The organism is Homoserinimonas aerilata (assembly GCF_006716125.1).
Lineage (GTDB): Bacteria > Actinomycetota > Actinomycetes > Actinomycetales > Microbacteriaceae > Homoserinimonas > Homoserinimonas aerilata.
The window spans coordinates 1,841,044-1,866,663 of the sequence record NZ_VFOM01000001.1; the positions used below are offsets into that span (position 1 = coordinate 1,841,044).

Genomic DNA, 25,620 nt, shown 5'->3' on the forward strand with positions numbered 1-25,620 from the left:
GACCTCCCGGAGTCTACCAATCGGCGGCTGAGACCCATTGCTCGGGAGCGGGCCGACAGTACGATGGGGTTCCAGTCGAATTCTCCTCACCATGCCCAGGGAGCCACGATGTCACCCGAGCCCGCCACCATGATCAACGAGACGGCCGACGTCGCGGCGACAGCCACCATCGGCGCAGGTACAAAGGTGTGGCACCTTGCCCAGGTGCGCGAGAACGCCGTGCTCGGCGAGAACTGCACGATCGGCCGCGGCGCCTACATCGGCCCCGGCGTCAGCCTCGGCGACAACTGCAAGGTGCAGAACCACGCGCTCGTCTACGAGCCGGCGACACTCGCCGACGGGGTATTCATCGGGCCCGCCGTCGTGCTCACCAACGACGAGTTCCCGCGCGCCGTCAACCCGGATGGCAGCCCCAAGTCCGCCGACGATTGGACGCCCGTCGGCGTCGCCATCCGCGAAGGTGCCTCGATCGGCGCCAAGAGCGTCTGCATCGCCCCCGTCACGATCGGGGCCTGGTCACTCATCGGCTCCGGCTCGACCGTTGTGAAAGACGTCCCTGACTTCGCCCTCATGGTCGGCAGCCCTGCCCGTCGCATCGGATGGGTCGGCCGCGCAGGGCGACCCCTCACGGCGCTCGGCGACGGCCTGTGGGAATGCCCTGTCACCGGAGCACAGTATCGTGAGGCATCATCCGATGAGCTCGTCGAGGTGTTGCCGGACTAGGCGCAGCAGCCGCGCGCCGCAGCCCCAACGCATCCGAAGCTGCTCAGCTGCGCAGCTTCTTAACCACGTCACTGAGAGAACGGATCGGCTTGGTGACGCGCCACGAGAAGCTCGACTCGAGACCCTCGACTCGCGTGCGGAGCTCCCGCAGTTTGACCATGCCGGTGAGCTCGACGTTCTCGATCAGGTCGGGGGCGCGCTCGCCCGTGAGGCAGAAATCGACGAGCGGCTTGAGCACGATGGGCCACCGCATCGACTCGGCGAACTCGGCGACGCGGGCCCTCGTCGCGGCATGCCCGGCCTCATCGAAGAGCACCTCCTCGAGGGCCCGCTCGAGCGCGGCGACATTCTCAGCCGGAACAACCTGCCCGAGGCGGTGCGCGGCGATCAGCTCGGCGAAGGTGTCCCCCTCGGTGCTGACGATCGGCAGCGACGCCCACAGGTAGTCGAGGATGCGGGTGCGGAAACTGAAGGCCGTCTCGAGATGGTCGAGATGCGTGCTCACACCCAGATCGGCGTCGAGCAGAAAATCGGCGCGCTCCTCATACGGAACCCAGCCCTCGTTGAAGAAGACGATCTTGTTGAGCAGGCCCAGCCGCTCCGCCAGCTGCTGTGCCTCGAAAGCCATACGCATCTTCGGCACGGCGGGGTTCGGATGCTGGCCGCCCAAGAAGAACAGGCGCACGTTCGGGTGCCGTTCCGCGAGCGCCGCGACGGCCTTCACGAGCGTGAGCGGGTCGAACCAGTTGTAGATTCCGCCACCCCACAGGATGACCTTGTCGTCCATGCCGATGCCCGGGATGGCGCCCTTGATGGCGTGCCGACGCTGCACGGGCGCGGTGTCGTCCAAACCGAACGGCGCAACATCGAGCAGCTTGCGCAGGCTCGGGTCGTGGTCGTAGTTGACCGGGTTGACCCGGCCCATGGCCGCCAGCTGGCCCAACCAGAAGTCACGCTGCTTGTCGGACGCACACAGCATGTAGTCGGCGCGCTGGATCTGGTCGTTGAGCACACCGACGACATCGATCGAACCCGCCAGCCGCTCCTTCTCGCCGAGGTCCTTGCCCTGTTCGAGCTGCTCCAGATGCATGGGGTCGTAGATGTCGGCGACGATGATCTTGTCGGTCTCCTTGATCCACGGGAACGACGCCAGCAGGTGCCCCTGGAACACGATCACATCCGACCAGTTGACGCTCGAGACAAGCCCTCCCGCTGTGGCGTCGATGATCTCGAAATCCGGATGCTCCAACGCGGCGTACGTCGTGGAGACAAGCCGCACATCCGCCACCTTCGACAGCTGCTTCGCCATCTCGAAAGCACGAATCGCCGGACCTGCCATGCGAGTGGAGAGAGAGTCAGCGGTGACGACCAGAACGTGTCGGCGCTGGGGCATGGATGATCGTCCTAACTGGCGGGGAGCCGCAGACGCGGAAGTGCAGAGCGGCACCCGATCTTAACACTCCGCACCCCGCCGACTATCGGAAACAGCTGAGGATCAGCGGTTAGGCTATGACCCGTTCTCTGCCCCATCCCCGCCCGAAAGGCTCCGGTCACACCCACGATGAAGCTGTTCCGTCGCGCTCGGCCCGAACTCTCGAATGCAACCGCGGTCGAGACATCGGATGGCCGTCTCCTCGGCACCGATCGCACACCCGCAACGGGTTTCCGCGGCTGGGTGAAGCAGTTCTGGGTGACCATCGTGCTCGTGCTGGTGGCGCTCGCCATGTGCGTGAGCAATCTGGCCCAGCACTCCCACCAGTTCTCGCCCTACGACGAGTGGGTCTACTACGACTACATCACCAAGGTGCCCAGCCAGCTCTACGTGCACCAGGGCGAATACATCGGCGAGGATGCGCTCAGCATGATGGCCTGCTTCGGCGACGGCTTCGGAGCCAGAGGCGAACCCTGCACCGGCCTCGACGGCGTGTACGACGAGCCAGAGGTGTACCCGCAGGAGGGCAAGACCTCAGCCGACCCGTACACACCCGCCTACTTCGCCACCACATGGGCGGTCGCCTCGGTCGCCCACTTCGTCACCGGGGTCGACATGCTCACCACGAGCCGCGCGGTCAGCGCCCTCTGGCTCGCTGGCGGGCTCATCGTGCTCACCATGTTCCTCCGCGAGTTCCGGCTCAGGCCGATCCTCATCCTCGGTTTGGGGCTCAGCTACATCGGTCTGGTCACGACCTTCTACGCATCCACCTTCATCAGCACGGATGCGCCCAGCCTGCTGGCCGGGGCAACCCTCGGCCTGCTCGCCGTCAGATTCGCGAAGACCGGGCGCCACGCGCCATGGCTCGCCATCGCATCCGCCATCGCCGTGTGGCTCAAGATCACCAACATCTTCGCGGTCGGCATCGTCGTCGTGGCACTGCTCGTGCACGCGTTCTTCCGCCATCGCGCCGGCGACCATGCACCGCACCCCTCGCCCCGCCGCATGGGCGTCGTCAGCGCAGTCGTCGCCGCGATCGCCATCGCCGCCGAACTCATCTGGCTGGTGATCTGGAAGGCGTCGAGCATCGGCGAAGGCCCCGACCAGGGCATCTCCATAGACCTCACCCCTCAGGCCGTCATCGCCTCGCTGTTCACCTTCCTGCTGCCTCGGGATGGTGTCGGCCCCGACATCTCGTGGGTGGCCATCATGCAGGCGCCATACTCCGCAATGCTTGTCGCCGGCATCATCGGCTGGTTCTTCGCAGAACGACGCGACGACATGAACCGGGCATGGAGCATCGCCGTGATCATCTCCGCGACCCTGTTCGCGCCGGCCCTCATGATCGCACTGCAACTGCTCCTCGGGGAGGTGGCCCCGGTGATCCCCCGCTACACGCTGGGGATGGCGCCCATGATGCTCCTCGCCATCGGAATGATCGCGCGAAACAACATCGCCGCATGGATCGTGCTCGGCTACGGCATCGCCGTGAGCACCTTCTCCGTCATCGGCCTGTACGGCTGACGCGTGCTCGGCTGCTCGGTTAGCCGGCTGCTCGACTACTCTCCGAGGTTGAGCGAGCTCTTGTAGGCGTCGACCGTCTCCTTGACGGGCCCGGCCATCATCAGTTCGCCCTTGCTCAGCCACGCCGCATGGTCACACATGTCGAGAACCGTCGACATGGCATGGCTGACCAGGATGACCGTCTTGCCGTTCGTCTTCAGGTCACGGAACTTCTTGAAGCACTTCTCCTGGAACTCGGCGTCACCGACGGCCAGAACCTCGTCGACGACCAGGATGTCCGGCTCGACATGGATCGCCACCGAGAAACCCAGACGCACATACATGCCCGAGGAGTAGTTCTTGACCGGCTGATCGATGAAACGCTCGACCCCAGAGAACTCGACGATCTCGTCGTACTTCCTGTCGATCTCCTTCTTGGACATCCCCAGGATCGAACCGTTCAGGTAGATGTTCTCGCGACCCGACAGCTCGTGGTGAAAGCCGGAGCCCACCTCGAGAAGCGCCGCCATCTTGCCGTTGTGCGTGATGCTGCCGCGATCGGGTGTGTAGATCTTGGCCAGACACTTGAGCAGCGTCGACTTGCCCGAACCGTTGCTGCCGATGAGGCCGAAGGTGGAGCCGCGCGGCACATCGAACGAGACATCGTTGAGTGCCCAGAAGTCCTCGTGCACGGAGGTGCGCCCCCGCATGATGGCGGCCTTCAGCGTCTGGTTGCGCTCATGATAGAGACGAAACTTCTTGCTGACATCGGTGATGTTGACGGCGATATCGGTCATAGTGCCTCAGCCAGGCCCTTCTCCTTACGGGCGAAGACCGCCAAGCCGATCGCGAACACGCCGACCGCCCAGATCGCGCAGGTGAGCATCTCGGCGCCATCCGGCAGCCTGTTGTCGTAGAGCAGGCTGCGGAAGACGCCCACGAAGCTGGCCATCGGATTCAGCAGGTAGATGTCCAGAATGGTCACCGGAGTGCCCAGCAGACCGCCGAGCTTCTCCGACTGCACCTCGACGAGTGACACCGGGTAGATGATGGGCGTCAGATACATCCACATCTGCATCGCAATGGAGAGAAGATGCTCCGTGTCCCTGAAATAGACGTTGGCGATGGAGAGCAACAACGCGATACCGGATGCGAACAGCGCCAACAGCAGCATCGTCACGACCACGAGGGGCAGCCACGGCAGCACAAAGGCACCCGCGATGCTCAGAACGATCGCAAGAACAGCCATCTCGAACAGCCAGTTGAAACCGACCGCCCCGACAACAGAGAGAGGCAGCACAGCCCGCGGAAAGTAGACCTTCTGGATGAGCCCGGCGTTGCCGACGAGCACCGACGTTCCCGCGTTGAGTACCCCGGCGAAGAACAGCCACGGGAGGAGGCCGCAGAGCAGCCAGAGCGCGTAGTACTCGATACCGCTGGGGTCACCGATCTGAGGCGGCAGCTGGAACAGGATGCCAAAGACAAGCGTGTAGACGAGCATCACCGCGAGCGGGTTGACCAGAGACCACAGCTGTCCGAAGACTGTTCTCTTGTACTTGCCCTTGACTTCGCGAAGAGTGAGGTTTGCAAGGAGCTCTCGGGCGGAGAGGAATTCCTTCAGATAATGCATCGAGCCTCACTGGATGGGCGACAGGCAGACAGCCGGAGACCAATCTAGCGCAGAACTGCCTGACAGATCCTGACAGCACGGGAACGGTAAGATCAGAGCCTCAATGAACAATTCATCCGAGCACGAGTCGCCCACGCTGGGCATCGTCACCGTCAGCTTCGGATCCGAACGGGTGCTCCCCGCCTTCCTCGATTCGGTGGCCCCCTCGACGCGACGCTCGTACCAGCTGGTCATCGCCGACAACAAGCCCTCCGTCGACGGCGGCGTCACCGCCCTCGCCACCGCCCACGGCGCCGAGTATGTTCCGCTGGCCGACAATCCGGGCTACGGCGGCGCCGTGAACCGGGCCGTCGAAAAGCTTGACCCGGGCATCCGCTGGGTGCTCGTCAGCAACCCCGACGTGATCCTCGGTGAAGGCTCCATCGATGCGCTGCTCGACGCCGCGAACGAAGACGAGCGGATCGGATCGGTCGGCCCAGCCATCCTCACCGCGGAGGGCGAGCTCTACCCGTCGGCCCGGCGCGTGCCGTCACTGCGGATGGGCGTCGGCCATGCACTCTTCGCCAACCTGTGGCCGAGTAACCGGTGGAGCAGGGCATACCGCAACGAGTGGGACGAAAGCGCGCGCGACGCCGGCTGGCTCTCCGGCGCCTGCGTTCTGGTGCGACGCGAAGCCCTCGACAGGCTCGGCGGATTCGACGAGAGCTACTTCATGTACTTCGAAGACGTCGACCTCGGGTCACGACTCGGCAAAGCCGGTTACCGCAACGTCTACCGGCCCAACTCCCGGGTCGTGCACACGGGGGCACACTCCACCGCAGAGACATCAGAGCGGATGCTGCGCGAGCACCACAAGAGCGCCAGCCGGTTCCTGTCGCGAAAGTACACGGGCCCGCTGCTCTGGCCCGTGCGCGTCGCACTGCGCACAGGCCTCGCCGCGCGCGCCTTCATCGAAGGCCGCCGGGCACGCCGCAACAGCTGACCGACGTCAGTTACAGATCCTGCGGCGCATGCCGACGCAGCGGTCGCGCTCCTGACCTCACACCGGAGGCGCAGAACCTTAGCGGGCGGCTTTCGCCGCGAGCAGGCGCTGCAGGTATGCGCCATAGCCGCTCTTCTCGAGCGGGGCCGCCAGTTCGGCCAGCTGCTCATCACTGACCCAGCCCGCACGCCAGGCGATCTCCTCGATGCAGCCGATCTTGAAGCCCTGACGGTCCTCGATCACGCGCACATACTCGGATGCCTGCATCATCGACTCGAACGTGCCCGTGTCGAGCCACGCGGTGCCCCGGTCGAGCACCTGCACGCGCAGCCTGCCCTCGTTGAGGTAGCGCTCGTTGACGGTCGAGATCTCCAGCTCGCCACGAGCGCTCGGCTCGATCGACTTGGCGATCTCGACAACCGAGTTGTCGTAGAAGTAGAGGCCGGGAACCGCATAGTTGCTTTTCGGCTTCGCCGGCTTCTCCTCGATGGAGACAGCGGCCATGTCATCGTCGAACTCGACCACGCCGTAGGCGGCCGGGTCGGCCACCTGGTAGGCGAAGATGAGCCCGCCCTCGATCTCGCCGTGCTGGCGCAGCGCCGAGCCGAGCCCGGCGCCGTGGAAGATGTTGTCACCGAGCACGAGCGCAACACTGTCGTCGCCGATGAAGTCCTCACCGATGATGAACGCCTGCGCCAGCCCATCGGGCGAAGGCTGAACGGCGTACTCGATGCTGATGCCGAGGCGGCTGCCGTCGCCGAGCAGCGCACGGAACTGCGAGTTGTACTCGGGGGTCGTGATCACCAGGATCTCGTCGATGCCCGCCATCATCAGCGTCGACAGGGGGTAGTAGATCATCGGCTTGTCGTAGATGGGCATCAGCTGCTTCGAGATGCCCTGAGTGATCGGCCACAGTCGCGAGCCGGAACCTCCGGCCAGAATGATGCCGCGCATCAGCCGGCCCTCCCATCCAGCGAGTCGTAGAAGGCCCGCACATCGTCAAAGCGCGGCAGCAGGCCGCTCTCGGCCGCCTCATGAAGACCCGGAGCATCCGTGTCCTTCGGCGACAGCAACAGTTCGCCCGCCTCGGGCGGGAACACCAGCCCGACAGCCTCATCGAGCGGGTTGATGCCGTGCTCGGCCGGCGCGTTGTAGACGTCGCTGACGAGGTAGCTCACCGTTGCGTCGTCGGTCAGCGCGACGAAGGCGTGGCCGAGCCCCTCGGCGATGTAGATCGCCCGACGGTCCGTCGTGTCGAGCAGCACAGAATCCCACTGGCCGAACGTCGGCGAGCCGACACGGATGTCGATCACGAAGTCGAGCACGGCACCGTGGGTGACCGTGACATATTTTGCCTGCCCGCGGGGAACATCCGCGAAATGGATGCCACGGACGACGCCGCGCTTCGAGATCGAGGTGTTGGCCTGCCGAAGGTCAAGCGGGTGCCCGATGGCCTCCCCCAGCTTGTCGAATCGGTACCACTCGAGGAAGACGCCACGGTCGTCGCCCAACTGCTTGGGAGTGATCTCGTAGGAGTCCGGAATAGAAAGCTCACGGATTTGCACATCGGGAGTCTAGCAAGGCCATCCTCGACGCTCCCTCGGGCATGATGGGATGCGGAGTCCGACCATGAAAGGTGCCCATGCCCCTTCGCCAGAAAGTCGCCGCCATCGCACGCCGTCTGAGGCTGGAGCGGCCCGCGCGCGCGAGCCTCAGGCTTGCCGGTGCCGCCCGCCGCAGGGCACGCGCCGCAGGCACGGCAACCGCAGCTGCCGGCAGCGGAGTCGCGGCAGGCGCACAGTGGTTGGCGGATGCCCCGCGCCGAAGAAGGCTGGCTCGCGGCTACGCATCGCTGCTCGCGTCGCGCGTCGGCTTCGATGAGCTGCTGGGCAGGCCCTCCCCCGATTCTGTCGCCATAGTCGTCTGCCTCTGGAACAGGCCCGACCGCATCGACGACGTGCTGCGGATCATCGACGCGCAGCAGGCCGAGCGGCCCCTGCGGCTTGTGCTGTGGAACAACCAGCCCGCCGATGACAGCCGCTACAGGGCAGCGATCGAGGGGTACACCGCCAGCGGCGCGCTCGCAAGCGTCGAATATTTCACCTCGCCCACCAACATCGGAGGGATGGCCCGATTCGTCGCGGCCCGGGAGCTGCTGCGGCGAGGCTACAGCGGGCCATTCATCATGCTCGACGACGACGAGAACGTCGGCCGCGGCTTCGTCGCAGACCTGCTCGCTGCCTACACCCCCCGCTCCATCTCAGGCCTGTGGGCGTGGACCAACGACGGCGCCTACTGGAACCGCACACAGCTGGTCAGCACCGGCGACCGCGCCGACCACGTGGGCACCGGCGGCAGCATCGTGGACTCCGCCCTCGTCGACGACGACCGCTTCTTCACCGCCATCCCCCAGCAGTTCCTCTTCATGGAGGACATGTGGATGAGCCACTACGGCACGCGCAACGGCTGGCCGCTGCAGATGGTGGCCACGCCCGTCGAGTTCGTGCTGAGTGAACTCGACCAGGGGCACGCCATCTTCGACCGCAAGGAGCAGTTCTTCAGCTGGCTGCAGCATCCGGAGCACGTTCCGCTGCGGCACGACTGACGCACTCGCTGCTACCTGCGGCCGCGACCCATCCAGGTCGACACGGCGCGCAGTGGGGCCATCAGCCGCCACGACAGCGTCGAACGGTACAGGTGGTGCAGCTCGTTCTCGCGAGCCTCCAGCACATCCGTGTGCATCGTCTCGACTGCGCCGATCTGTTCCTTCATCAGTCGCAGATCGTTCTCGAGCTTGCCGAGCTCGACGCTCGGCACCCGAAGCGCGTTCGCCAGACGATCCTGGGTGACGTGCCATTTTCGGTCGGCGCGCACCGGCCACTCGTGCCACTCGGAGCTCAGGTTGTCGATGCCGATGGCGGTCACGGGGAGACCCGCACTGCCGAGCACGAAGTTGATCGACAGCTGGTCGCGGCGCGAATAGCGCATGATGTGGTCGCTCCACAGCGACATGGCCGCATCAACCTCAGGCGTGTGGCGGCGGGCCAGCAGGGCCGTCCAGTACGGAAGCTCCTGCAGCGACTCGGGCCGCAGCGACGAATAGTGGATGAGCTGCTCGTAGACGCGCGCCGGGTCGTCGTAACCATCGGTTGCGACCGTGTCGAACTCGCCGATCACCGTCTTGCGAAAGCTGTGCTGCGGGATGGCGATATCGGCATCCGCCAACCACGCATCCAGGATCGCGTCGGGCGTCGACCGCAGCCGCACACTGTTGTCGATCCAGAGCGATTCGTCGTAGTCGCCGAGCAGCATGAACCCGCGGGTCTTGAAATACCGGGCGCTGCGGATGCTGTCCATCGGCAGGCGAGGTTCGACCAGTCGGATCTGCCACGTCTCACTGGTGAGCTCGGGATCGTCGGTGAAGCAGATGAAGTCGATGTCGGTCTCGCGGGCGACGGGCTGCTCGTTGAGCTTCTCGTACTGCCCCATGAGCGCCGAATAGACCACGCGTCGCGGAGCTACCGAAGTCACGTCATCGTCCTCTCAACGGTTTCTGGCAGCTTACTGAGAGCCGCGCGCAGTGGGCAAGGCAACGGCACCCCCTGAAAGGGCTTCCATGCGGATGCTCGAAGGCCGGGATCAGCAGGGAATCAGGTTCAGAACGCGGTCGCTCAGCGCTGCCGTGCCGCCCAGGAGGATCGCCTTTGTGGCGCCGCCCGCCTGCATGTGGGAGATCATCCCCCGCGGCGCGCAGTCGGGCAGCGAGAGATACAGCGGTGTGCCGTCGCGGCCGGCGACCGCGCCACCCGTGAGGCCGTCGGCGAAATTCGCACCCGTTGCGACGAATGCGCTGGGGAACGAGCCGAAGACCGCCGAATTGACCTTCACGGAGGTGTCGTAGCGGTCCGACCCCGAATGGCGTGCGGCGATCGACACGTTCGGCAGCGCGTCGATCGACGCCTGCATCGCAGCCGAGACCGCATTCGGACCACCCACGATCGTGACGCTCGTCACGCCCCAGCGAGCCAGCGCATCCGCGATCGCCGGGTGCACGACAGACGCGGCCCCGTCGACCAGGAGGAGCGGGGCATCCTGGTATCCGGCCGCCGCCGCCGCCGAGAGAGCGTCAGGGTAGTTGGCACCCGTCGCGATGTATGCCCTGCCGGACTTCATCGCTCCGAGGGCCTCGCCCACCTGGATCGAAGTCTGATAGCGGTCGACCCCCGTCGCCCGGCTGAGCGCGGCCGTCGGCAGCGCAGCCTTCACCTGTGCGACGACGGAATCGGGGATCGCCGACGGCCCTCCGACGACGACGATCTTCGCCGGCTTCAGACGCACGATCTCGTTCACGATCGACGCCGCAGCCGTCGACCCGCTCACCAGCAGCAGCGGCGCGCCCTGGGCGGCGGCCACGGGGACGGCGCTCAGCGCATCCGGGAAGTTCTCGCCGTTCGCGACATAGACGGCCGGCACCCCCGGACTGAAGTATCGCTTCGAAATGTCCAGCGCCGTGTTGTACCGATCGCTCGTGCTCACACGCTCCGTGGGGATGATCGGGCCGACCGTTGGGCCGAACCAGTTGTTGTACAAGAACCAGAAATTGCGGTTGCCGTAGGACGAGCACCCGTCGCCAGTCCTCGGGTAACTGGCCATTGCGGCAGCGTTCGGCTGGTACGGGGTGTAGTTGTAGAGCGCCGCAGTCGCATAGTTCTTGATGTCAACGACGGTGCTCCCGCACGCTGCATTCGGATGCCACTGAATCGTCTCAGGGCCGAGGTTGTACCTGAAGTAGCTGTTGTCGAGCTTGTAGACCTTGAACTGCCAGGCAGCCTTGTACACCTGATTGAAGAATCCGAGCGTCGTTGGAGCGCACGGCGCGGTATCCGGGCAGGCATACCCCATGGCTCTGTTCAGGGCTGCGATTCCAGGAGCCGCACTCGTGATGAGTGCCTGCTCCTTCTGCAGCGTGACCAGAAGGACTTTGGCGCTGATTCCGCATGCCTTCTGAGCCTTGTAGATGATGGCGGCCGCAAGCTCCATCTGTCCGTCGGCACGAGGGTTGTCGTAGGGGGCACAGATCTCTGCCCCGCTGTTCATCGCACTCCGCGGCTTGTCATAAGAAGGGAATCCGCCATTGATCAGGCAGCGGTCGTTCTGGCACGCTGCCACCTGCGAGTTCAGGAAGGCCTGGATCGCCGCCTCCGACATCGCGTTGCCGTCGAAGAACTTCGCGTCATCGATGATGTACCCCGGCTGGAAATCTGCGGGGTTGAGCGCGGCCGCAGACTGCGGCGGCTGCGCGGCGACGAGCCCGATGGTCGCGACGACGGCTGCGATGACAACCGTCGCAAGGCGTGCGAAGCCTCCCCGCTGCCGACTCTGGCGTCGATTCTTCGCTCCCGCAACCTGCAGCATGCCTGTACCCCGATCCGGCTTCCGCCGAGAACGATACTAACCAGTCTGCCCCGATAGTCCATGCCCCACGGGCGTGTCAACCAAGCGTGTCAACCATGGTGATCCTGTGGGAGCACACCTCAGCAGAGTTTCATCATGGCGACCCCGTCGCCGAGGGCGTTCACGCCGCCCAGCAGGGTCGCGCCTACGACCCCCAGCTTCGTCATCCCATTCGCGGCAGCGGAGGGCACGCAGGTGGCCGGCACCAGGTAGAGGGGTGCCTTGCGCGCACCCGCGAGCGCCGCACCGGCGAGCGCGTCCGGGAACTGGTAGCCGGTCGCGAAGAACGCCTCGGTCGCGCCCGTCGTCGCGAACGCCGACTCGTTGACGAGTTGGGCCGTCTGGAAGCGGTCGACGCCGCCGCGCCGCGTCACCGCGACACCGGAGTTCGTCAACGACGCCTGCATCCCTGACGACACGACGCTTGTGCCGCCGACGACCGTGGCCCGCACGACCCCCAGCTTTCTGAGGAGCGCCAGCGACGACGGGTCGATGGCCGGAGCATTGCCGTCGACCAACACGACCGGCCGGGCCTGAGCCCCTGCCGCTGCCGCCGCGGCGAGCGCATCCGGATAGTTGCGGCCCGTCGCGATGTAGGCATCCGTCGACCTTGGGAACGCGTCCTCCACAATCGCGCGAGCCGTCGCAAAACGATCGACGCCCGACAGCCGCACCGTGTTCGACTGGATCGCCTTCAGCTGGGCGAGCACCGTGTTCGACACCGCATTCGGCCCTCCCACGACGACGATCTTCGCCGGGGCGAGTCGCTTGATCTTCGCCGCAACCGTCGCGGGGAGCTGCTCGGGGAGGGTCAACAGCAGCGGGCCGCCCTTCACCGCCGCCGCAGGGGCCGCCGCCAGGGCATCCGGAAAATTGACGCCCGTTGCCACATAGACGATCGGGGCCGTGCTCGGATAGCCCGCCTCGGCGATCGCGAGAGCCGTCGAATAACGGTCGACGCCCGAGACACGTGAGGTGAAGCTGTCGAGCGTCACCGTCAGGGTGGCCGTCGTGGCCGTCGTGCTGTCCACCCGAACCTTCAGCCCCCTGGACTGCGACTCCCAGGATTCCCCCGCCACCGACACCAGCGGGCCATCACCCGGCCGCGAGAGGACGACAGATGACTGATCCGACCGCATCGTGAGAACACGCACCCCCTTGCCAGCACCCCAGAAGTCGAGTGCGCCCGAAGCGTAGAGAGCCGCCGCATCCGTTCCCGCACCACCCCTGAAATCGACGAAATACCGCTGCCCCGTACGCGGGTCGATGATGGAAAGGGCCCGCAGGCCGCTCGTGCCGGTCGAGTTCAGCGTCACCGTTGTCGTTTGGTTCACCGACCTCAGCTCGTCCGAAGCCACAGCGTCGAGAAGCTGCTTGTGCGTCACATTGAGCGCAGGCGGTTGGGTGTTGCCCTTGCCGTTGACGATGATGCCACCGCCCATGATGTCGTAGGAGTCGTCGTACTCCACATCAACACAGCCCGGGGCGAAGGTGCTCGGGGGCGCAATGAGTCGCCCCTCCGAGGTCATCGCGTCGTGGCAGTAGTGGACGTTCGAATGATTGAGCCCCAGATTGTGCCCGAGCTCGTGCGCCACCGTGTCGACATCGGTGATGCCATCCAAGGTTGCCCAGACGAGGCCGCCGTTACCCGCGCTCGTTTCGCCGGGGACTACTCCGACGGTGCCCAGACCAACCGAGCCGCAGCCCTTCGGCACCAAAACGATCAGGTGTCGAGAGTCTCGCGACACATAGTCGACGGCGCGCTGCCCGAACTCCGCGGCCATCGCACTCCAGATCTCCATAGTCTGGCTACAGGAGTACGCCGATGTGAAACGACGGATAGGCGTGTCACGCGTGAGAGACGTGACCTGACCGTTCGACTGCGTCGTCCAGAAATTCGCGACCCCCGCGACGATCTCGTTCACGCGAGCATCCGAGACGAAGCCGGAACCCCCGATGGAACCCCGCGGCGCGACCACCGCGACATCGGCGAAATGCCCGCGGACAATTCGCTCACGAAAAGGGCTCTCAGCGCGCGGCACATACTCCTCGCCCGCCTCGAGGAGTGCGGACGGGTCGACCATGTCGTCGCCGTACGACACCCGATCAGCGGATGCCTCGGCCTGAGCCACAGGGGCCGCCTGCGTCGCAGCACCCCCCGCAGTGCCCTCCGCAGACTCCGCCGGCGCCACCGCGACCAGAAGAGGGAGAACGAGCGCCCCCGCCACCAGCATGACTGCGGCGCGTGCGGCCGCGCGTGCGCTTCTCCTGTCGCCGGCCGGGGAGAGCATCATGGCGGTTCCTTAACTGTTGGTCCGAAAGGGATGAGAGCGGCCGCCCAGTGAGGGGAGAGATGCTCATCGACAAGGTCACTGTGACATCAAGTCGGTATCGCCGGTAGCCCCCGAAGCGTGGGACGTCACAATTCACAGGCCAGAGAGGGCTCCGGCAGCTCCCAGAGACGATCGCGATAAGCTTTGTGCGGCATATCGGCAAGCGAAAGCAGAACAACTCCTCATGAGAATCCTCGTCACCGGCGGCGCCGGCTTCATCGGCTCGAACTTCGTGCACTACGTGCTCGCCGAAACCGACCACAGCGTCACCGTGCTCGACTCGCTCACCTACGCGGGCAACCTCGCCTCACTCGAGGGGCTGCCCGCCGAGCGCTACGAGTTCGTCAAGGGCGACATCACCGACGCGCCCCTCGTCAACGAACTCTTCGCCCGCCACGACGCCGTAGTGCATTACGCCGCCGAAAGTCACAACGACAACTCCCTCGACGACCCGCGACCCTTCCTCGAGACCAACATCATCGGCACCTACACGCTGCTCGAGGCGGCACGCAAGCACGACATCCGCTTCCACCACATCTCCACCGACGAGGTCTATGGTGACCTCGAGCTCGACGACCCGGCACGTTTCACCGAGACCACGCCCTACAACCCATCGAGCCCCTACTCCTCCACGAAAGCCGGCAGCGACCTGCTCGTGCGCGCCTGGGTGCGCTCCTTCGGAGTAAAAGCCACCATCTCCAACTGCTCGAACAACTACGGGCCCTACCAGCACGTCGAGAAGTTCATCCCGCGTCAGATCACCAACGTTCTGCGCGGCGAGCGCCCCAAGCTGTACGGCAGCGGCGAGAACGTGCGCGACTGGATCCACGCCAACGACCACTCCTCCGCCGTGCTCACCGTGCTCGAGAAGGGTGTCATCGGCGAGACCTACCTCATCGGTGCCGACGGAGAGAAGAACAACAAAGACGTCGTCGAGCTCATCCTCAGCACGCTCGGCCAGCCCTCCGACGCCTACGACCACGTCACCGACCGGCCCGGGCACGACCTGCGCTACGCAATCGACTCCACCCGCCTGCGCACCGAGCTCGGCTGGGAGCCCCAGTACGCCGACTTCGAAGCCGGCCTCGCCGACACCGTCGCCTGGTACCGCGACAACGAAGCCTGGTGGGCACCGCAGAAGGATGCGACCGAGGCCCGCTACAAGGCGCAGGGGCAGTAGCCCCAACACCCCCGCTTGGGGGACGTGCTACGCGCGGCTACACTGAGGGTATGACCCAGGTTCCCGTTCGCGAGCTGCGCAATCACACGGCAGACGTCATCGAGCGCGCCCGACGGGGCGAAGAGGTGGTCATCACCGTCAACGGCGTGCCCGCGGCCACCCTGACCGCGGTGAAGCCATCCTTGAAGAAGTTCCTCACCGTCGACGATCTGCTCGCGATGCGCCCGAAACACCCGGTTCGTGAACCGCACCCCCACGACACCTGGGACGACACGACCGACGACCTCGGCCCGATCGAATGACGGCGGCCCTCTCCGTGCGACAGGGACTGCTTGACACGAGCGTTTTCATCGCCGTCGAACAACACCGAGACCTCGACCACGGGGCACTGCCCCTGGAGCAGTACGTCTCGGTGATCACCCGAGGCGAGCTGTACGCCGGAGTGCATGCCGCACAGGCCTCGGACGTACGCGCGGTCAGGCTGTCCACCCTCGACTCGATCGCCGGCCTCGTCACGCTGCAGGTCGACGGCGACGCCGCCGCACACTGGGGTCGCCTTCGGCAGGCCGTCAGCGCTGCGGGACGGCGAGCCAACGTCAACGACCTCTGGATCGCAGCCATCGCGCTCGCCCACGACCTGCCCGTCATCACACAGGATGACGACTTCGACCTCATCCACGAACTCGGCGGCCCCGCCGTCATCAAAGTCTAGGAACCGCACCATGAAGATCCTCATCACCGGAGCGAACGGCATGCTCGGCCACGACCTGCAGGCCGTGCTCGCCGACACCACGCACGACGTGACCGCCCTCGGGCGGGACGCGCTCGACGTGACCGACCTCGACGCCGTGCGCGCAGCATCCGCCGACCATGACGTGATCGTCAACGCCGCCGCGTACACCAAGGTCGACGACGCCGAAAGCAACGAAGACGCGGCCCACGCCGTCAACGCCACCGGCGCAGGCAACCTCGCCACCGCGGCAGCCGAGAACGGCGCCCGCCTCGTGCAGGTCTCCACCGATTACGTCTTCGACGGCACCGCCACCACCCCCTACGCCGAGAACACGCCGCTCGGGCCCGTCTCCGCCTACGGCCGCACCAAAGCCGACGGCGAGAGACTCGCCCAGACCGCCAACCCCGACGGCACCTACATCGTGCGCACCGCTTGGCTCTACGGCGCGCACGGCCCCAACTTCGTCAAGACCATGCTGCGCCTCGCCGGCAGCCACGACACCGTCAGCGTCGTCACCGACCAGATCGGCCAGCCCACCTGGACGCTCGACCTGGCGCGCCAGATCGTCGCCCTCATCGACTCGGATGCGCCCGCCGGCATCTACCACGGCACCAACAGCGGCCAGGCCAGCTGGTACGACTTCACGCGCGAGATCTTCACCCTCAGCGGCCTCGACGCCGAACGCGTGGCCCCCACCGACAGCGCCTCATTCGTGCGCCCCGCCCCCCGGCCCGCCTACTCGGTACTCGGCCACGACGCCTGGGCCGCCGCCGGGCTCACCCCCCTGCGCGACTGGCGCCCCGCCCTCGCCGAAGCACTCTCCGCAGCCGACTACACCCCCGCGGTGACCCCATGAGCACAACCCTCCGTGTCATCGTCGACCCGATCGTCGCCCCCGTGCCGGGCGGCATCGGGCGATACACCGAAGAGCTCACCCGCAAGCTCATCGAGACAGCACCCCCCGGCTGCGACGTCACCGGCATCGTCTCAGCGACCGTCGACGACGACCACGACCGCCTCGAGACCCTCCTGCCCGGCATGACAGAACTGATCCGGATGCCCCTCCCGCGGCGCGAACTCGCCCTCGCCTGGCGCGCAGGGCTCACCGCCCTCCCCGGACGAACAGCAGACGGCACCTGGCGCAGGGCCAAAGCCATGGTGCACTCCACCACACCCCTCGCCCCGCTCGGCAGGCACGACCGCCTCAACGAAATCGGCAACCAGACCGTCGTCACCGTGCACGACATCGCGCCCTGGACGCATCCGGGAGCCCTCAGCCCCGGCCGCGCCGCGCTCTACAAATCGATGGTCAAGCGCGCCCACCGCTACGCCGACGCCGTCGTCACCCCCACCCACGCCGTCGCGAACCTGCTCAACGAAATAATGGACTTCGGAGACCGCATCCGAGTCATCGGCGGCGCCGTCAGCTCCAAACTGAAACTGCCCGTCGACGCCGACGCTCGCGCCGAAAAACTCGGCCTGCCCGAGCAGTACATCCTCACAACCGGCACCCTCGAACCGCGCAAGCGACTCGACGCGCTCATCGCATCCCTCAGCGAAGCCGACTCCGTCGACCTGCCGCTCCTCATCACCGGCCCCACGGCATGGGGCGGCCGTGACGCACAAGCGGTCGCCGCCGAAGCAGGGCTGCCCACCGGCCGCGTCCGCACCCTCGGCTACCTCGACGACGCCGACCTCGCCGTCATACTCGACCGGGCCACCGTGTTCGCCTACCCGAGCGTTGCCGAAGGCTTCGGCCTCTCCATCGTCGAAGCCTTCAGCCTCGGAACCCCCGTCGTGCACGCCGACACGGCATCACTCGTCGAAGTCGCCGCAGGCGCCGGAATCGCCGTCCCCCACGAAAACCCGGATGCCTACCCGCGGCGGCTCGCCCAGGTGATCAACTCCGTCGTGACCGAGCCGGGCCTGGCCGAACGGCTGCGCTACCAAGGACTCGACCGGGCCAAAGCATTCAGCTGGGCCGACTCAGCACAGAAAGTGTGGCAGCTGCACGCGGACCTGTAGTGGGTCGCGGCTTCACTTGGTTTCGTCGGGGGCCGGTCTCGAGACTGTCGCCGTAGACGGCGACACCTCGACCAGCAGGTGGTGGTGGCGGGGCACCTCGACCAGCGGCGGCGGCGCTACTGCGCGGGCGGGGCCGAGGGGCTCAGCAGGGCGCCCTGCACCATCGAATGGATGACCTCGAAATCGGGGTTGGCCGTGTCGACATCCGGAGGTGCGATCTCCACCGTGTTCAACGGCAACCCCCGCGCCTTCGACGCCATATCCACGAACAGGCCCAACATCACCTGCGGGATGTCCGTCTTCACCACCTGCGCGCCCGCATTCGCGACCGCCTCGAACTTCGTCACCACATTCGCCGGATCCACCTGCGCGATGATCGCCTCCTGCACCTGACGCTGGCGCGCCATCCGCTCGAAGTCATTGCCATCGAACCGTGAGCGCGCATACCAGAGCGCCGACTCGCCACCCATATGCTGCGGGCCGGCCTCGAAATAGCCGTACGGTTCGGTGGCCGTCACCGGGCCGTAGGCGAGACGCTCCGGAACCGTCACATCGATGCCGCCCAGCGCATCCACCAGATCAGAGAAACCCTGCATGTCGATCAGCACGTAGTACTGCATCGTCAGACCCGTCACACCCTCGACCGCATCGCGCATCGCCTCGACGCCCGCATTACTGCCGTGCGCCTCAGCATCCGGGTACAGATCCGAATTCTCCATGCCCACCGTGTACAGGTAGCCGAGCAGGCACTCATCGCCGCAGTCGTAACCGGTCGGCCACACATCGAACAGGGGCGACCCGGCCGAGAAGGTGGCATGCTCCAGATTGCGCGGAAGGCCGACGATCGTCGTCGAGCCCGTCTCGGCGTCGACACTCACCACCGAGATACTGTCGGGCCGCAGACCCATCCGGTCCGGGCCGGCATCGCCGCCCAGAAGCATGATGTTGTAGCGGCCATCGATCGGCTCCGCATAGTCGCCGCTGTCGAACACCGACGAAATCGTGTCACGGGTCACCCCCGCAAGGTGCCCCGCATACGCCGCACCACCCGCAACCGCCACCAACGCCACAACGGCCAGCCCGGCGATGAACGGACGCGCACCCGAACTCGCCCGCACCAGACGCACCAGACGCAGAGCGTCAAGCGTCAACACCACCCACAGCACCGCATAGGCGGACAGCAGCACCTGAACCACCGTCAACACGATCGGGTTCGTCGCCGCCATGATCAGCAAAGTGCGATTCAGCAGAAACACCAGCAACGCCACCAGCAGCAGCGCCCACAACAAGAACGTCGCCGACACGCCGAAACGGCCCAGCCTGCGGTTGCCCGCCAGCATCTGCGCCGTGCCCGGGATGAACAGATTCAACACCACAAGCCACCAGGCGCGCTTCGTCATCAGACCCCGCGACGACGTATCCGGGTGCCTCACCGGCGAAGAAGCACTCACAGCAGGCTCACGATCTGACTCAGCGCCACCGACTACAGCTTCGCCTGAAGCGCGGCATTCTTCTGCCCGACCTGCTTCTCAAGGTCAAGCGCATAGGCGGCCACCGCCTCACGCAGCGACACATCCGACGAACCCAGGATGCGCAGCGCCAGCAGGCCCGCATTCTTCGCGCCACCAATCGACACCGTCGCGACAGGGATGCCCGCAGGCATCTGCACGATCGACAGCAGAGAATCCATGCCATCCAGCCGCGCCAACGGCACCGGAACACCGATCACCGGCAGAGGAGTCACCGACGCGACCATGCCCGGCAGATGCGCGGCACCGCCCGCACCCGCAATGATGACCCGGATGCCACGGCCAGCGGCCTGCCTGCCGAACTCGATCATCCGATCGGGCGTGCGATGCGCCGACACAACCTCCACCTCGTGGGCGACACCAAACTCCGTGAGCACAGCGGCCGCATCGCCCATGACAGGCCAATCGGAATCGGAGCCCATGATGATCGACACAAGGGATTCGGGCATGGAAACGATAGTAGCGGCGGCGGCTTCGCGCTCACTGTGCAACACGCAGGGCCGCCTGTCAGTCGGCGAGGTGGGCTGCCGCCGCTCGCGCCTGGTATACGAGGTCGTCGAGATCGTCGCCCGCCACCGTCACATGCCCCACCTTGCGGCCGGGCCGAGACTCCTTGCCGTACCCGTGCAGCTTCACCATCGGATGCTCCGCCATCGCCGACACGAAGCGCGCGTCGAGCGACTCCCCTGCGGGCCCACCCAGCACGTTCACCATGACCGTCCACGGCTCGCGCCCGCCCGTCGCGCCCAGCGGCAGATCCAGCACCGCCCGAAGGTGCTGCTCGAACTGGCTGGTCGTGGACCCCTCAATCGTCCAATGCCCGCTGTTGTGCGGCCGCATCGCCAGCTCGTTGATCAGCAGGCGGTCATCCGTCGTCTCGAACATCTCCACGGCGAGCACGCCCGTCACATCCAGCCCCTCCGCGATGGCCACCGCGACGCTCTCAGCAACATCGGCAAGGCGCCCCGCCGAGCGCGGCGCCGGCGCAATCACCTCGGCGCACACGCCGTCGCGCTGAACACTCTCCACGACAGGCCACGCCACGATCTCACCCGACGGCCGGCGCGCCACCGACTGCGCCAGCTCGCGCCGAAAGTCGACCAGCTCCTCCGCCAGCAGCTCACCGACCGCCTCGAACCAGTCCGCGGCCTCGGCGCCGCTGCGCACCACACGCACACCCTTGCCGTCATAGCCACCGCGCGGAGTCTTCACCACTGCGGCGCCGCCATTCTCGGCGATGAACGCATCCAGCTGCTCGGCCGACGACACGGCCGCCCACACCGGCACCGGCATTCCCAGCTCGCTCAGCCTGCGCCTCATCAGAATCTTGTCCTGCGCGAACTGCAGAGCATCCGGCCCCGGCCTCACCACGACGCCCGCATCAACCAGCGCGCGCAGAACCGGCTGCGGAACATGCTCGTGATCGAAGGTGACCACATCGACCCCCCGCGCAAAACGAAGGACATCCTCCACATTTCGGTAGTCGCCGACCGCCGTAGCGGCAATATCGGCAGAACTTCCTTCGTTTTCGGCGAGCACCCGGATGCTCAGACCGAGCGCGATCGCAGGCGGAACCATCATGCGGGCCAACTGCCCGCCCCCGATGACACCAACGGTGAAAGTCATGGCACACTCCGGAACGTCAGAACGGATGCCCCGCCACAGCAGGCAGCAAAGGCTAGGCCCGGTGCGATTAGACTCGGGCGCTACACCTATCTTCGCCTATCGCCGGGGTCAACAATTGCGCAATCTGGTCACGCAGCTGAGCCGTTTCGGCGTAGTCGGAACCGTCGGCCTCGTCATCGACCTGACCGTGTTCAACCTGCTGCGCACCACCATTCTGGCCCCCGAAGTGCTCAGCGAAGGGCCCGTGCTCGCCAAGATCGCCTCCACCTCGATCGCCATCGCCGCCAACTGGATCGGCAACAGGTACTGGACCTTCCACCGCGAGAAACGCGCCCACCCCGTCGGCGAAGGCCTGCGCTTCGCCATCGTGAGTGTCGCCGCCATGGCCATCCCGCTCAGCTGCCTGTGGGTGTCGCACTACCTGCTCGGGCTCACCACGCTGCTCGCCGACAACGTGTCCACCAACGGGGTCGGACTCGTGCTCGGGATGCTGTTCAGATTCTGGCTGTACCGGGTATGGGTTTTTGCGCCGGAGGGTGGGCGTGCGGGGGTTGCCGGTCTCGAGACTGTCGCGCCAGAGCGCGACACCTCGACCAGCAGAACACTCGTGCCAGAGCGCGACACCTCGACCAGCAGGGGGACACCGCCGGTTGAGGGGCACGAAGTGCCGTCTCGAAACCGCAGGAGGCTACGGGCGGCCGAGGGCTCGGTAGGTCCAGCCGGCTTCGCGCCACTGCACAGGGTCCAGGCAGTTGCGCCCGTCGACGATCGCGGGCACCCGGGCGAGTGACGCCAACGCCACCGGGTCGAGCTCTCTGAACTCGCGCCACTCCGTCAGCAGCAGCACCGCATCCGCCCCCGTCGCCGCCTCCTGCGCGGACGCGACCGTGACCAGCTGGGGCGCGCGGCGGCGGGTCGTCTCCAGAGCCTGCGGGTCGGTCGCCACAACATCGGCGCCCAGCTCGGTCAGGCGCAGGGCCACATCCAGTGCCGGGGAATCGCGCACATCATCCGAATCGGGTTTGAAGGCGAGCCCCAGAACGGCGATGCGTTTGCCAGCCACATCGCCGCCGACGACCTCCCTCGCCAGGTCGACCATGCGCTCGCGCCGACGCATGTTGATGCCGTCGACCTCGCTCAGGAAGCTGAGCGCCTGGTCGACGCCGAGCTCCTCCGCCCGCGCCATGAACGCCCGGATGTCCTTCGGCAGGCAGCCACCGCCGAAGCCCAGCCCCGCATTCAGAAAACGGCGACCGATGCGGGCGTCGTAGCCGATCGCATCCGCCAACTGCGTCACATCCGCGCCCGTCGCCTCGGCCACCTCCGCCATCGCGTTGATGAAGGAGATCTTCGTCGCCAGGAACGCGTTCGCCGACACCTTCACCAGCTCGGCGGTCGCAAAATCGGTGACAACCTTCGGGCTGCCCGCCGCGAGCGCCGACGCGTACACCCCATCGAGCAGCGCCTCCGCCGTGACATCGCCGGGCGCGATTCCGTACACCAGGCGGTCGGGCGCCAGAGTGTCCTTCACGGCGAAACCCTCGCGCAGGAACTCCGGATTCCACGCCAGCGACGCGCCCGTCGACTCGACGAGCCCCACCAGCCGCGCCGCCGTGCCCACCGGCACCGTCGACTTGCCCACCACCAGATCGCCCGGCTTCAGATGCGGCAGCAGCGACTCGATCGCCGCATCCACGAACCGCAGATCGGCCGCATTGCTGCCCTCCAGCTGCGGGGTGCCCACCGCCACGAAATGCACGCGCGCCTCCGCGATCTGCGCCACATCCGTGCTGAAACGGAGGCGGCCGCTCGCCGACGCCGACAGCAGCAGCTCCGGCAGGCCCGGCTCGAAGAACGGCGGATGCCCCTCCGCCAGCAGCGCGATCTTCGCCGCATCCACATCGATGCCGATCACCTCATGCCCGAGCTCCGCCATGCAGGCGGCATGCACCGCGCCCAGATAACCGCAACCGATAACCGAAATCTTCACAGCATCCGTCCTTCGCGCTCAGGTGGGAAGACCACCGTACGATATCCCACCCGAACGAACGGTCAGCGTCTGCCCCACGCCTTCGTCTCATCCGGATGCGACGCCTCAGCCTGGCGACGAGCCGCAATCGGGTTCATGCCCTTCTCCATCAGATCGTGCAGCGTCGACTGCACCAGATCGGCGTGCGGAACATCGCGCAGAACCACCGGATGATCGAGGCCCGTATTGATCAGCACGTCACCGCTGCCGAACATCGACTGCAGTGCACCCTTGCGCACCGTCACGTCATAGCCGCGACTGTGCAGCAGCTCCTGCCGGCTGCGCGTGAACGTGCCGTGCCGCATGATGATGCGCCGACTCGTCACCACATAGCGCCGACTCAGCCAGCGAAACAGCGGCACGAAGAAGATCAGCAGGAGCAGCACGGTGCCGCCCACCGTCACTGCCAGATTCTGCCAGTCCTCCGCGAAGAAATTCGAGAAGTAGGCGAGCGCGCCCGAGCCGACGATCAGCAGCAGCGCAGGGAACAACAGAGCGCGCGCATGCGGCCTGAGGCGGGCGACAACGCGCTCCCCCTCAGAACCGGGCTCGACGAACTCCGAAGACATGAGTCATTCATACCGCAGATGGGTGACGTCACCGGCGGCGACAGACTGAAGCGCACCATCCCGCGCCCGCCGCACCACCAGCTGGCCCGCCGTGTCGAGCTCGACGGCGCGTGCCGTCTCAGAACCGCCACCCGGCAGCTGGATGCGCACAGAACGGCCCAGCGTCGCGCACTCCTCAGAGACCATGCGACGGATGCCCGAGGCATCCGCATCGCCATCATGCTGTTGCAGCAGACCGTAGAGTGCGCGCAGCTCACGCAGATACGCCGACAGCGCGCGGTCAGGCAGGCCGTCGGCGTCAGCCCCGTGCAGCGTCAACGACGTCGCCGTGTCGACCGGCAGCCCATCGGCCGGAATCGTCAGATTCAACCCCGCCCCGAGCACGACCGCCGGCGCACCGCTGCCCGGCGACGGCACCAACTCGGCCAACAGCCCGGAGACCTTCTTCTCCGTTCTGCCCGCATCGGCGTCGCGCACCCCGATAAGCACATCGTTCGGCCACTTGAGCGTGACGAGCGGGCGCAGGCCTGCGGCGGCTTCGGATGCGACGGATTCGGCTTTGGACTCGGACGCTTTGGACTCGGCTTTGGATTCCGGCGCGGCTTCGGATGCCGACGCCAGCACCTCGCGCACGGCACGCGCCATGGCGACGCCGGCGATCAGCGGCAACCAGCCGAACGCCTCAAGCGAGAAGGTGGGGCGCAGCAGCACGGAGACGGCGAGCGTCTGCCCGGCCGGAGCCACCCAGCTGCGGCCGAGTCGCCCCCGGCCGCCCGTCTGGTTGTCGGTGACGACGACCGAGAACTCGGGCCAGCCCTCCGCGGCGTGCGCGACCAGCACCGTGTTCGTGGAGCCACACTCGGCGAGCGCCTCAAGTCGGGTGGCGTGCGGTGTACTCAGCGGCAGCAGCATCCGCCCAGCGTAGCGACCGCGCTCTGCCGGCCCCGCGCATCCGCCGGCCCCGCGCATCCGCTCGCCTCTCCCCCGGGGCTCTGCCGAAAACGAAGGACATCCGTGCCGGATGTGCCCCGCAGGGCGCCATCGGGGTCGAAAGCGGCACGATCTCCTTCGTTTTCGGCGGGCCGCTACTATGAGCGCGTGACCCCACCCGCAACGAGCGCCCGCGCCCGCGCCGTCCACTCGATCATGCGCGCCTCCGCCCGGATGAACGCCGCAGAGCCCGAACTGCTCGGCCTCGCCGCCGTCGTGCGCCCCGGCGACCACGTCTTCGACGTCGGCGCCGCCTACGGCATGTACACGTTCCCGCTCGCCGCCATCGTCGGCCCGAACGGCAGCGTCAACGCCTTCGAACCACAGAAACGCGGGCAGCGGATGCTCAGGGCTGTTCAGAAGATCACCGGCGGCCGCAACATCCGCCTCGCGCAGGCCGCCGTCGGCCCGCAGCCCGGCGAGCACCCCATGCTTCTGCCGGTGCGCTTCGGGGTTCCCATCTACGGGCACACGCATGTCGGAACAGGAACCGACCGGGCGCTCACCCCGCAGGCCGCGCACACCAGAACCTGGACCACCGAGATGGTGTCCGTCGACTCGTGGTGCGAAACGCACGGCATCGACACCGTCAGCTTCATGAAGGTCGACGTTGAGGGTTTCGAGCCGAACGTGCTCGAGGGCGCACAGAACGCCATCGAGACGAACCGGCCCAGCCTGCTGCTCGAGATCGAAGACCGCCACATCGGCCGCTACGGGCGCGACGCCAACGCATTCGCCGACGAGATCCGGGCCCGCTGGCCCGAATACCGGATGTACACGTGGTCGGGCGGCGACTGGGCCCCGACCGAGCGGGTGACCCTCGGCATCCGCAACTACCTCTTTGCCACCGACGCAGCATTCGCGCGCCCGACTTTGTAGCTT

General features: G+C 66.5%; 25 protein-coding genes. 11 read left to right on the forward strand and 14 right to left on the reverse strand.

Going from position 1 to position 25,620, the window contains the following annotated elements:
• The first annotated feature begins 108 nt into the window (after positions 1–108).
• Positions 109–723 (forward strand): acyltransferase, encoded by a 615-nt coding sequence (locus tag FB562_RS08620; RefSeq protein ID WP_141880724.1) that lies wholly within the window; start codon positions 109–111, stop codon positions 721–723.
• Positions 724–766: 43 nt separating this feature from the next.
• Here the strand turns inward: FB562_RS08620 and FB562_RS08625 are convergent, their stop codons facing one another.
• Positions 767–2,116 carry a glycosyltransferase gene (locus tag FB562_RS08625; RefSeq protein ID WP_141880725.1) on the reverse strand — a complete coding sequence of 450 codons (1,350 nt, stop codon included), beginning with the start codon at positions 2,114–2,116 and terminating at the stop codon, positions 767–769.
• A 168-nt stretch (positions 2,117–2,284) separates the two neighbouring features.
• Between FB562_RS08625 and FB562_RS08630 the strand changes: the two genes are divergently transcribed.
• A complete protein-coding gene (locus FB562_RS08630) occupies positions 2,285–3,679 on the forward strand; it encodes a hypothetical protein (protein WP_141880726.1) in 1,395 nt (464 codons plus the stop codon).
• Positions 3,680–3,714: 35 nt separating this feature from the next.
• On the opposite strand, the gene FB562_RS08635 is transcribed toward FB562_RS08630, so the two are convergent.
• Positions 3,715–4,455, reverse strand: coding sequence for an ABC transporter ATP-binding protein (locus tag FB562_RS08635; RefSeq protein ID WP_141880727.1), 741 nt, complete (start codon positions 4,453–4,455; stop codon positions 3,715–3,717).
• Entirely contained in the window at positions 4,452–5,288 is an 837-nt protein-coding gene (locus FB562_RS08640; RefSeq protein WP_141880729.1) for an ABC transporter permease, read from the reverse strand. Before FB562_RS08640 ends, FB562_RS08635 begins: the two co-directional genes overlap by 4 nt.
• A 103-nt stretch (positions 5,289–5,391) precedes the next feature.
• Between FB562_RS08640 and FB562_RS08645 the strand changes: the two genes are divergently transcribed.
• On the forward strand, positions 5,392–6,270 hold the full coding sequence (locus FB562_RS08645) for a glycosyltransferase (RefSeq protein ID WP_141880730.1): 879 nt from the start codon (positions 5,392–5,394) through the stop codon (positions 6,268–6,270).
• Between the two features lie 78 nt (positions 6,271–6,348).
• Here the strand turns inward: FB562_RS08645 and rfbA are convergent, their stop codons facing one another.
• Complete coding sequence (gene rfbA, locus FB562_RS08650; RefSeq protein ID WP_141880732.1) at positions 6,349–7,224, reverse strand: glucose-1-phosphate thymidylyltransferase RfbA; 876 nt, start codon at positions 7,222–7,224, stop codon at positions 6,349–6,351.
• Positions 7,224–7,835, reverse strand: coding sequence for a dTDP-4-dehydrorhamnose 3,5-epimerase family protein (locus tag FB562_RS08655; protein ID WP_141880734.1), 612 nt, complete (start codon positions 7,833–7,835; stop codon positions 7,224–7,226). Before FB562_RS08655 ends, rfbA begins: the two co-directional genes overlap by 1 nt.
• A gap of 77 nt (positions 7,836–7,912) precedes the next feature.
• Between FB562_RS08655 and FB562_RS08660 the strand changes: the two genes are divergently transcribed.
• Complete coding sequence (locus FB562_RS08660; protein ID WP_141880735.1) at positions 7,913–8,875, forward strand: glycosyltransferase family 2 protein; 963 nt, start codon at positions 7,913–7,915, stop codon at positions 8,873–8,875.
• Positions 8,876–8,886: 11 nt separating this feature from the next.
• Here the strand turns inward: FB562_RS08660 and FB562_RS08665 are convergent, their stop codons facing one another.
• From FB562_RS08665 to FB562_RS08675, 3 genes are all read right to left on the reverse strand, one after another.
• Positions 8,887–9,801, reverse strand: coding sequence for a glycosyltransferase domain-containing protein (locus FB562_RS08665; protein ID WP_141880737.1), 915 nt, complete (start codon positions 9,799–9,801; stop codon positions 8,887–8,889).
• A 108-nt stretch (positions 9,802–9,909) separates the two neighbouring features.
• The gene (locus FB562_RS08670; protein WP_141880738.1) at positions 9,910–11,685 is read right to left on the reverse strand and encodes a cell wall-binding repeat-containing protein; all 1,776 of its coding nucleotides are present in this window, start codon (positions 11,683–11,685) and stop codon (positions 9,910–9,912) included.
• 119 nt (positions 11,686–11,804) lie between these two features.
• Positions 11,805–14,018, reverse strand: a complete 2,214-nt coding sequence (locus tag FB562_RS08675; RefSeq protein ID WP_141880739.1) for a cell wall-binding repeat-containing protein — start codon at positions 14,016–14,018, stop codon at positions 11,805–11,807.
• Positions 14,019–14,241: 223 nt separating this feature from the next.
• On the opposite strand from FB562_RS08675, the gene rfbB reads away from it, so the two are divergent.
• From rfbB to FB562_RS08700, 5 genes are read left to right on the forward strand one after another with little or no spacing between them, the layout of a single operon-like run.
• Positions 14,242–15,237: a dTDP-glucose 4,6-dehydratase gene (gene rfbB / locus FB562_RS08680; RefSeq protein ID WP_141880740.1), complete on the forward strand. Its 996-nt coding sequence runs from the start codon at positions 14,242–14,244 to the stop codon at positions 15,235–15,237.
• A gap of 50 nt (positions 15,238–15,287) precedes the next feature.
• The gene (locus FB562_RS08685) at positions 15,288–15,539 is read left to right on the forward strand and encodes a type II toxin-antitoxin system Phd/YefM family antitoxin (protein ID WP_141880741.1); all 252 of its coding nucleotides are present in this window, start codon (positions 15,288–15,290) and stop codon (positions 15,537–15,539) included.
• Complete coding sequence (locus FB562_RS08690; protein WP_141880742.1) at positions 15,536–15,949, forward strand: PIN domain-containing protein; 414 nt, start codon at positions 15,536–15,538, stop codon at positions 15,947–15,949. Before FB562_RS08685 ends, FB562_RS08690 begins: the two co-directional genes overlap by 4 nt.
• A gap of 10 nt (positions 15,950–15,959) precedes the next feature.
• A complete protein-coding gene (gene rfbD, locus FB562_RS08695; protein WP_141880743.1) occupies positions 15,960–16,826 on the forward strand; it encodes a dTDP-4-dehydrorhamnose reductase in 867 nt (288 codons plus the stop codon).
• On the forward strand, positions 16,823–17,995 hold the full coding sequence (locus FB562_RS08700; RefSeq protein WP_141880744.1) for a glycosyltransferase family 4 protein: 1,173 nt from the start codon (positions 16,823–16,825) through the stop codon (positions 17,993–17,995). The genes rfbD and FB562_RS08700 overlap by 4 nt, the downstream gene beginning before the upstream one ends.
• Before the next feature lie 116 nt (positions 17,996–18,111).
• On the opposite strand, the gene FB562_RS08705 is transcribed toward FB562_RS08700, so the two are convergent.
• The 3 genes from FB562_RS08705 to FB562_RS08715 form a co-directional block, all read right to left on the reverse strand.
• The gene (locus FB562_RS08705) at positions 18,112–19,395 is read right to left on the reverse strand and encodes an LCP family protein (RefSeq protein ID WP_246081405.1); all 1,284 of its coding nucleotides are present in this window, start codon (positions 19,393–19,395) and stop codon (positions 18,112–18,114) included.
• 83 nt (positions 19,396–19,478) lie between these two features.
• Positions 19,479–19,973, reverse strand: coding sequence for a 5-(carboxyamino)imidazole ribonucleotide mutase (gene purE, locus FB562_RS08710; RefSeq protein WP_141880746.1), 495 nt, complete (start codon positions 19,971–19,973; stop codon positions 19,479–19,481).
• A 58-nt stretch (positions 19,974–20,031) separates the two neighbouring features.
• Positions 20,032–21,150 carry a 5-(carboxyamino)imidazole ribonucleotide synthase gene (locus FB562_RS08715; RefSeq protein ID WP_141880747.1) on the reverse strand — a complete coding sequence of 373 codons (1,119 nt, stop codon included), beginning with the start codon at positions 21,148–21,150 and terminating at the stop codon, positions 20,032–20,034.
• A gap of 115 nt (positions 21,151–21,265) precedes the next feature.
• Between FB562_RS08715 and FB562_RS08720 the strand changes: the two genes are divergently transcribed.
• The gene (locus tag FB562_RS08720) at positions 21,266–21,940 is read left to right on the forward strand and encodes a GtrA family protein (protein ID WP_141880748.1); all 675 of its coding nucleotides are present in this window, start codon (positions 21,266–21,268) and stop codon (positions 21,938–21,940) included.
• On the opposite strand, the gene FB562_RS08725 is transcribed toward FB562_RS08720, so the two are convergent.
• The 3 genes from FB562_RS08725 to FB562_RS08735 form a co-directional block, all read right to left on the reverse strand.
• On the reverse strand, positions 21,839–23,140 hold the full coding sequence (locus FB562_RS08725; RefSeq protein WP_141880749.1) for a UDP-glucose dehydrogenase family protein: 1,302 nt from the start codon (positions 23,138–23,140) through the stop codon (positions 21,839–21,841). The genes FB562_RS08720 and FB562_RS08725 overlap by 102 nt on opposite strands.
• A gap of 62 nt (positions 23,141–23,202) precedes the next feature.
• On the reverse strand, positions 23,203–23,748 hold the full coding sequence (locus FB562_RS08730) for a PH domain-containing protein (protein ID WP_141880750.1): 546 nt from the start codon (positions 23,746–23,748) through the stop codon (positions 23,203–23,205).
• A 3-nt stretch (positions 23,749–23,751) separates the two neighbouring features.
• A complete protein-coding gene (locus FB562_RS08735; RefSeq protein WP_246081406.1) occupies positions 23,752–24,717 on the reverse strand; it encodes a biotin--[acetyl-CoA-carboxylase] ligase in 966 nt (321 codons plus the stop codon).
• A 129-nt stretch (positions 24,718–24,846) separates the two neighbouring features.
• Between FB562_RS08735 and FB562_RS08745 the strand changes: the two genes are divergently transcribed.
• On the forward strand, positions 24,847–25,617 hold the full coding sequence (locus tag FB562_RS08745) for an FkbM family methyltransferase (RefSeq protein ID WP_141880753.1): 771 nt from the start codon (positions 24,847–24,849) through the stop codon (positions 25,615–25,617).
• The last annotated feature ends 3 nt before the right edge of the window (positions 25,618–25,620 follow it).

Coding starts and splice junctions, on each gene's coding strand:
- FB562_RS08685 (WP_141880741.1), top strand. CDS start 15,288: ATGACCCAGGTTCCCGTTCGCGAGCTGCGCAATCACACGGCAGACGTC.
- rfbB (WP_141880740.1), top strand. CDS start 14,242: ATGAGAATCCTCGTCACCGGCGGCGCCGGCTTCATCGGCTCGAACTTC.
- purE (WP_141880746.1), bottom strand. CDS start 19,973: ATGCCCGAATCCCTTGTGTCGATCATCATGGGCTCCGATTCCGATTGG.
- FB562_RS08640 (WP_141880729.1), bottom strand. CDS start 5,288: ATGCATTATCTGAAGGAATTCCTCTCCGCCCGAGAGCTCCTTGCAAAC.
- FB562_RS08625 (WP_141880725.1), bottom strand. CDS start 2,116: ATGCCCCAGCGCCGACACGTTCTGGTCGTCACCGCTGACTCTCTCTCC.
- rfbA (WP_141880732.1), bottom strand. CDS start 7,224: ATGCGCGGCATCATTCTGGCCGGAGGTTCCGGCTCGCGACTGTGGCCG.
- FB562_RS08645 (WP_141880730.1), top strand. CDS start 5,392: ATGAACAATTCATCCGAGCACGAGTCGCCCACGCTGGGCATCGTCACC.
- FB562_RS08705 (WP_246081405.1), bottom strand. CDS start 19,395: ATGACGAAGCGCGCCTGGTGGCTTGTGGTGTTGAATCTGTTCATCCCG.
- FB562_RS08700 (WP_141880744.1), top strand. CDS start 16,823: ATGAGCACAACCCTCCGTGTCATCGTCGACCCGATCGTCGCCCCCGTG.
- FB562_RS08690 (WP_141880742.1), top strand. CDS start 15,536: ATGACGGCGGCCCTCTCCGTGCGACAGGGACTGCTTGACACGAGCGTT.
- FB562_RS08675 (WP_141880739.1), bottom strand. CDS start 14,018: ATGATGCTCTCCCCGGCCGGCGACAGGAGAAGCGCACGCGCGGCCGCA.
- FB562_RS08660 (WP_141880735.1), top strand. CDS start 7,913: ATGCCCCTTCGCCAGAAAGTCGCCGCCATCGCACGCCGTCTGAGGCTG.
- FB562_RS08630 (WP_141880726.1), top strand. CDS start 2,285: ATGAAGCTGTTCCGTCGCGCTCGGCCCGAACTCTCGAATGCAACCGCG.
- FB562_RS08730 (WP_141880750.1), bottom strand. CDS start 23,748: ATGTCTTCGGAGTTCGTCGAGCCCGGTTCTGAGGGGGAGCGCGTTGTC.
- FB562_RS08670 (WP_141880738.1), bottom strand. CDS start 11,685: ATGCTGCAGGTTGCGGGAGCGAAGAATCGACGCCAGAGTCGGCAGCGG.
- rfbD (WP_141880743.1), top strand. CDS start 15,960: ATGAAGATCCTCATCACCGGAGCGAACGGCATGCTCGGCCACGACCTG.
- FB562_RS08635 (WP_141880727.1), bottom strand. CDS start 4,455: ATGACCGATATCGCCGTCAACATCACCGATGTCAGCAAGAAGTTTCGT.
- FB562_RS08620 (WP_141880724.1), top strand. CDS start 109: ATGTCACCCGAGCCCGCCACCATGATCAACGAGACGGCCGACGTCGCG.
- FB562_RS08735 (WP_246081406.1), bottom strand. CDS start 24,717: ATGCGCGGGGCCGGCGGATGCGCGGGGCCGGCAGAGCGCGGTCGCTAC.
- FB562_RS08715 (WP_141880747.1), bottom strand. CDS start 21,150: ATGACTTTCACCGTTGGTGTCATCGGGGGCGGGCAGTTGGCCCGCATG.